Genomic DNA, 1,615 nt, shown 5'->3' with positions numbered 1-1,615 from the left:
ACAAGACGTTACAGACGGAGCGCTTACGTTAATGATGTTCGCTTTCTGTGTTCAGGGGGAACCGCCTTTACCACAGGATGTGCAGCATTTTCTGAGTAATGCGGAAATGTGCCAGCATCTTGCTGGTGAATGGGACAGCTCTTTACCAGAGAAGGATAAAAGAGGCATCGAAAAAGGGGTTGATACCTGGTGTCCTCCGGCGAAGAAATCACTCCCTGTGTTGCGGAAAAAACAAAAAGAAAACAAAGAGATTATAAAAATACTCTCTGCGTATGATTTTTAAACTGTACCGTCGGACCACTCCCCTGGTGTCGTCGGCTGACTGATAAGGAAATGAAGGATTATGGCTATCAACAACAGCGCGCAGAAGTTTATTGCCCGCAACCGCGCGCCCCGCGTGCAGATTGAGTATGACGTAGAGATTTACGGCTCCGAGAAAAAAATCGACCTGCCGTTTGTCATGGCGGTGCTGGCCGATCTGGCCGGTAAACCACGCGAAGAGCTGCCACCGGTCACCGATCGTAAATTCCTTGATATTGATATCGATAACTTCAACGAGCGGATGAAAGCCATTGCGCCGCGCGTGGCATTTGCTGTCCCCAATACGCTGACGGGCGAAGGGCAGTTAATGGTCGATATCACGTTAGAGAATATGGACGATTTTTCGCCTGCGCAGATTGCCCGTAAGGTGGATGCCCTGAACCAGTTGCTGGAAGCACGTACTCAGCTTGCCAACCTGCAAACCTATATGGATGGTAAAGCGGGAGCAGAAAATCTGATCAACAAACTATTACAAGACCCAACGTTACTGAAAGCTCTGGCCAGCGCGCCAAAACCTGTCGCTCAACAGGAAAGTGTCTTATCAGGTGAAACGGGAACAGCAGACTAACTGCGATTTTATTAAGGAACTTTCATGGTAAACGATACTCTTCTGGCGACTGGCGACCTCTCTACTGCGCAAACCACTGCCTATCAGGAAACGGAGTTTGATTCGCTCTTGGATAAAGCCTTCCGTCCCAAGACACCTCAGGCTGCAAAGGCGGTTGAGGCGGCAGTTCAGACGCTGGCTCAACAGGCTCTGACAAATACGGTCATCGTTAGTGACGATGCTTATAAAAGTATTGCTGCGATTATTGAGCAGATCGATTTCAAATTAACGGAACAGATCAAGCTAATCCTGAGTCATCCAGATTTTCAGAAACTGGAGTCCTCCTGGCGTGGGATGGAACATTTGGTTTACAACACTGAAACCGATGAAAAATTAAAAATCCGCTTTATGAACCTTTCGAAGGATGAATTGCGGAAAAATATGAAACGTTACAAAGGGATCGCGTGGGATCAAAGCCCCATGTTCAAAAAGCTGTATGAAGCCGAATATGGGCAGTTAGGCGGAGAACCTTACGGTTGTATCATTGCGGATTATTATTTTGATCACACCCCGCCGGATGTGGATCTGCTCGGCTCCATTGCCAAAGTGGCAGCCTCCGCCCATGCGCCGTTTATTGCCGGGGCCTCTCCATCAGTGTTGCAGATGGATTCCTGGCAGGAACTGGCCAACCCGCGTGACCTGACCAAAATTGTGACCCTGAACCGCCCCGGTTTTCCTGGAGAGTGT

General features: G+C 48.9%; 3 protein-coding genes. All 3 read left to right on the top strand.

All coding sequences use genetic code 11. From position 1 onward, the window contains the following. Window positions 1-31: 31 nt before the first annotated feature. Window positions 32-283: a hypothetical protein gene (locus EQY_RS0122955; protein WP_071988007.1), complete on the top strand. Its 252-nt coding sequence runs from the start codon at window positions 32-34 to the stop codon at window positions 281-283. 60 nt (window positions 284-343) lie between these two features. Then, on the top strand, window positions 344-889 hold the full coding sequence (gene tssB / locus EQY_RS0122950) for a type VI secretion system contractile sheath small subunit (protein ID WP_000996813.1): 546 nt from the start codon (window positions 344-346) through the stop codon (window positions 887-889). Window positions 890-913: 24 nt separating this feature from the next. Beyond that, window positions 914-1,615: type VI secretion system contractile sheath domain-containing protein (locus EQY_RS0122945; RefSeq protein WP_000245850.1), on the top strand; the 702-nt coding region annotated here is incomplete at its 3' end.

The organism is Escherichia sp. TW14182 (assembly GCF_000208525.1).
GTDB classification, from domain to species: domain Bacteria; phylum Pseudomonadota; class Gammaproteobacteria; order Enterobacterales; family Enterobacteriaceae; genus Escherichia; species Escherichia ruysiae.
Note: the sequence above shows the minus strand (reverse complement) of the source record. Positions and strands in the feature narration are given on the sequence as shown.

Bases quoted from the DNA above. Each gene is read 5' to 3' on its own strand.
- EQY_RS0122955 (WP_071988007.1), top strand. From the start codon at position 32: ATGATGTTCGCTTTCTGTGTTCAGGGGGAACCGCCTTTACCACAGGAT.
- tssB (WP_000996813.1), top strand. From the start codon at position 344: ATGGCTATCAACAACAGCGCGCAGAAGTTTATTGCCCGCAACCGCGCG.